Raw genomic sequence first — 4,083 nt, forward strand, 5'->3', positions numbered from 1 at the left:
TGCATCGACTGAACCACCGCCTTCGCGAGCAAGCCCGCTCCCACAGGCGATTTTCTTCAGGTTGAGGATGGGTGCAGGTCACTCACACCCGAAACTGATCCATCAACCCCTGCTGCTGATTCGCCAGGCTGTTCAACGCCTGGCTTACCCGCGCCGACTCATTGGCCTGCTCTGACAGGGACTCGGTCACATCCCGAATCGTCGCCACGTTGTTGTTGATCTCCTCGGCCACCGCGCTTTGCTCTTCGGCGGCACTGGCGATTTGCAGGTTCATGTCGCTGATCACCGTGACCGCGTCGCCGATCTGGCGCAGGGCGATGACCGCCTGGCCGACTTGCTCGACGCTGCCCTGGGCCTGGCGATAGCTGTTGCCCATGGAGCCGACCACTTCTTCAGTGCCGCTTTGCAGGTGCTCGATCACCAGGCGGGTTTCCTCCACCGACTCTTGAGTACGCCGCGCCAGGTTGCGCACTTCGTCGGCGACCACCGCAAAACCACGGCCGGCCTCTCCGGCACGCGCCGCTTCGATTGCGGCGTTGAGCGCCAGCAGGTTGGTTTGCTCGGCAATGCCGCGAATCACTTCCAGCACCGAGCCAATTTTCTCGCTATTGGCGGCCAAGCCTTCGACCTGGGCCATCGCGGTGCTCATGTCCGCCGCCAGGTGCCCGATGTTGGTGGTGGTGCGGTCGATCACGGTCAGCCCTTCGCGGGTTGCCTTGTCGGCATCGCGGGCGGCCTGCGCGGCTTGGGCGGCGCTGCGGGCGACGTCCTGGGCGGTCGCGCTCATTTCATGGGAGGCGGTGGCGACCTGATCCACCTGTCGGTATTGCTGCTCCATGCCGGCGCTGGTTTCGCTGGCGATGGCGGCGGATTGGTCGGCAGTGCCCCGTGCGTCCTGCACCGAGCGTTTCACTTGCGCAATGATCGGCTGCAACTTGTCGAGGAAGCGGTTGAACCAGCCGGCCAATTGGCCCAGTTCATCGTGTTTGTCGTAGGCCAGGCGGCGGGTGAGGTCGCCTTCGCCACTGGCGATGTCTTCGAGCATGCGCGCCACACCGAGGATTGGCCGGGTCACGCTGCGCGCCATCAACCACACCAGGATCAAGCCGACCACGGCCGCCAGCAAGCCCAGGCTCAGCTCGAGCACCGTGCCCTTGGCATTGTCGGCGTCCAGCGTGGCTTTCAGTACCTCTGCGGGGGCGACCAGGACTTTTTCCGGCACATCGAGCAACACGCCCCACGGCTTGCCATTGGGTATTGGTGTGAAGGGCGCCAGCACTTTGAGCTGATGATCGGTACGCAGGCTGTGAGTCCGTGTTGCGCCGGCCAGGGCGCTGATCAATTGTGTGCCACTGGCACTGTCGACCTGATCCAGGCGCTGGCTGAGCTTGCTGGCGTCCGGGCTGTAGCCGGCGAGCACACCGGTGGGGCTGAGGATGCTGACCTGGGTCTGACCGTCATACAGCTTCTGACTGGCCTGTTGGCTCACGGCCTGCAGGCTGTTGAGGTTGATGTCCACCGACAGCGAGGCGATGACCTTGCCATTGACCGTCAGCGGAAAGACGATGCTGGTCATCAGCACGTTTTGCCCGTTGATCACATAAAAGTAGGGTTCGATGACGCAGGGTTTCAGGGTGGTGCGCGGGCAGGTGAACCAGGCGTTGGCTTTTTCACCACTGGCGCCGACGCGGGTATCGGCCATGTCGCTTTCGGGCAGTGCCATGGAAGTCAGCGTGCCGGGTGTCGGCTGTGACCAGTACAGGGCAAAGCGCCCCTTGTCGTTGCTACCCAATTGCGCCTGGTTGGCGAACAACTCATCCTTGCCGTCCAGGGCATTGGCTTCGAACACCAGGGACAAACCCAGCAGGTCAGGGTTGGCTTGCAGGGCGGCCTTGACCTGGCGGGTCAGGTCTTCGCGGGTGTCGAAGGCGTCGAGAAAGCGTTTTTCCGCCTGCTCGCGCAAAAACAACACTTGGCGGGAAAACCCATGGCCGTACTGGTAGGCGTCCATGAATTGCTGGCGAATGCCCAGCGCCTGTACTTCACCCTGGGCCTCGATGCGCGCCTGGGCGGCTTCGTCGAGCATTTGCATGCTGGACGCCTTGACCTGCTGCGAACTCTGCTCCATGCGGTACAACGACAGACCTACCAGCAGGGTCACGATCCCCAGCAGGCACAAGCCGGCGAGCAGGGTGATTTTCCATTGAATGGAGAGCTGTCTGAGGGACATCGAGGAGCATCCTTAACCTGAAAACACAGAGAGCCTTTGTATCGGCCGTGCCGGGTTTTTCTTTATTCAAACGTTCAATTTAAATCTGTTCTGGTGGTGGGCGCGCTTGTTCGAGCTGGAGTGCGTGGCGCTTCGGCTTTTTTGGGGCCGCTGCGCAGCCCGGCGCGAGCAAGGTCGCTCACTACAGAAGCGCGCTGTTCCCCAGGGTTTTTGACATGCTGCGCCGCCTGCTGCAAAGTGCGCGCCCTCTAATAAGACCTCCTTAAAGCCTGCACGCCGGCAGCCGCCATGGCCGCCCGGGCGCGGGCATGCCTGTTTTTTATGTTTTTGCTTGAGGTAACCATGATTAACGCAGTCATCGCCGCGGTCGGCACCATGCTGGTGCTCAGCCTGTCCCGCGTGCATGTGGTCATCGCCATTATTGTCGGCGCCCTGGTGGGCGGCTTGACCGGTGGCCTGGGCATCGACGCCACACTCAAAGCCTTCAACGGCGGCTTGGGCGGCGGTGCGACCGTGGCGCTTTCCTACGCATTGCTCGGCGCTTTCGCCGTGGCAATTGCCAAATCCGGCCTGGCCCATGCCCTGGCAGACAAGGCGCTGATCTTGGTCGATCGCCAGGAAGCCACCGGCGGTAGCCACGTCAAATGGCTGCTGATCGGCCTGTTGTGGGTGGTGGCGATTGCTTCGCAGAACATCCTGCCAATTCATATCGCGTTTATCCCGCTGCTGGTACCGCCGCTGCTTTACGTGTTGACCAAGCTGCAACTGGACCGCCGCCTGATTGCTTGTGTGATGACCTTTGGCCTGATCACGCCGTATATGTTTCTGCCGGTGGGCTTTGGCAATATTTTCCTCAACCAAATCCTGCTGGCCAACGTGGCCAAGAGCGGCGTGGACATCAGTCAGGTCAACGTGACCCATGCCATGGGGTTGCCCGCGCTGGGCATGGTGGTCGGGTTGCTGGTGGCGGTGTTTATCAGCTACCGCAAAAAACGCGTGTATGACCTGGAAAAAATCGAGCGGGTCGAGCAAGTGGCGGTGCAGTACAACCCGCTGACCTTGCTGGTGGCCGGGCTGGCGATTGCTTCGGCGTTCATCATTCAGCTGTGGCTGGATTCGATGATTATCGGCGCCCTGGCCGGGTTTCTGATTTTCTCGGTGTCGGGCATTGTGCGGTGGCGTGAAACCGATGATCTGTTTACCGAAGGCATGAAGATGATGGCGATGATCGGTTTCATCATGATCGCCTCGTCGGGGTTTGCCGAGGTGCTCAAGGCCACCGGTGATGTGCGTTCGCTGGTGGAGACTTCGGCGGCGTTTATCGGCCATAGCCGTGGTGTGGGCGCGTTGTTGATGTTGTTGGTGGGGTTGCTGGTGACCATGGGGATTGGTTCGTCGTTTTCCACGGTGCCGATTCTGGCGGCGATTTTTGTGCCGCTGTGTGTGCAACTGGGGTTCAGCCCGCTGGCGATTGTGTGCATTGTCGGTACGGCCGGGGCGTTGGGGGATGCGGGGTCGCCAGCGTCGGACTCGACCCTTGGGCCTACTTCGGGGCTGAATATTGATGGGCAGCATCACCATATCTGGGACACGGTGGTGCCGACGTTTTTGCATTACAACATTCCGTTGTTGGTGTTTGGTTGGTTGGCTGCTATGACGCTTTGATGGGGCGCTGTTTTGGTGGGGGCGGTTTTTGTGAATATCCGTTGCTGCGGTTATGGCTGATATGGGTTCCGCTCTTACAGCGGCTCACTTTTGGTGGAGCGCAAAAGTAAGCAAAACGCTCTTGCCCCTCCACTCGGCACCTCGCTTAGGCTCGGTGTGCCCGCACTCCGGCTTGAATCCGTGGGCCG

General features: G+C 61.0%; 2 protein-coding genes and 1 pseudogene. 1 reads left to right on the forward strand and 2 read right to left on the reverse strand.

Annotated elements, in window-relative coordinates; translation table 11 throughout:
• Window positions 1-82 precede the first annotated feature (82 nt).
• Together WBB95_RS11335 and WBB95_RS11340 are read right to left on the reverse strand one after the other, a co-directional pair.
• Complete coding sequence (locus tag WBB95_RS11335) at window positions 83-838, reverse strand: methyl-accepting chemotaxis protein (RefSeq protein WP_424487676.1); 756 nt, start codon at window positions 836-838, stop codon at window positions 83-85.
• A 102-nt stretch (window positions 839-940) separates the two neighbouring features.
• Window positions 941-2,230 (reverse strand): annotated as a pseudogene (locus WBB95_RS11340) (HAMP domain-containing protein); the annotation flags it as partial.
• A 345-nt stretch (window positions 2,231-2,575) separates the two neighbouring features.
• On the opposite strand from WBB95_RS11340, the gene WBB95_RS11345 reads away from it, so the two are divergent.
• A complete protein-coding gene (locus WBB95_RS11345) occupies window positions 2,576-3,895 on the forward strand; it encodes a Na+/H+ antiporter family protein (protein WP_424487677.1) in 1,320 nt (439 codons plus the stop codon).
• Window positions 3,896-4,083: the final 188 nt, after the last annotated feature.

The sequence above is a fragment of the Pseudomonas sp. genome (assembly GCF_049645325.1).
GTDB lineage: Bacteria > Pseudomonadota > Gammaproteobacteria > Pseudomonadales > Pseudomonadaceae > Aquipseudomonas.